The 362-nt window shown below is 51.9% G+C and carries 1 protein-coding gene; it reads right to left on the bottom strand.

Annotation, left to right across the window (positions count from 1 at the left end; genetic code table 11):
- On the bottom strand, positions 1-362 hold a 362-nt coding region (locus tag QTN94_RS20730), incomplete at both ends, for a contractile injection system protein, VgrG/Pvc8 family (RefSeq protein WP_331428704.1).

Here is a 362-nt window from a genome sequence, read left to right as displayed (position 1 = left end):
GTGCGGGTGAAGGCGATGCCATTTGGGTCACCTTTATAGCGACCTGGCGCATCAAAGTGCACGTAAGTGGGTTGTTGGTAATCCATCTCCGTGCCGTGAGCCAATTGGCTAAAGGAATAAGCCGGGTTTTTAAAGCTGTAGTCTTTGAGCTCCACCTCACTGACGTGGGCCTCGGATTGATAAGAAAAATCTTGGATATACGGCACATCGCTAACACCACCCGCTAACCCGTTGTACGGAATAGGCTGAGCTAAGGAGGGCAGCAGCACAGTGGCATCACTGAACAGCAAGGTGTGTTTTCCGGCTTCATGAATAAAGCTGTAGACCATGCCTTCTTCCGCGGCGAGGCGGTGGAGAAAGTC

Origin of the sequence: Vibrio sp. M250220, from assembly GCF_036533795.1 — a bacterium.
Classification (GTDB): Bacteria; Pseudomonadota; Gammaproteobacteria; order Enterobacterales; family Vibrionaceae; genus Vibrio.
The sequence above is the reverse complement of the archived record's forward strand: the minus strand, read 5'-3'. Positions and strand labels throughout refer to the sequence as shown.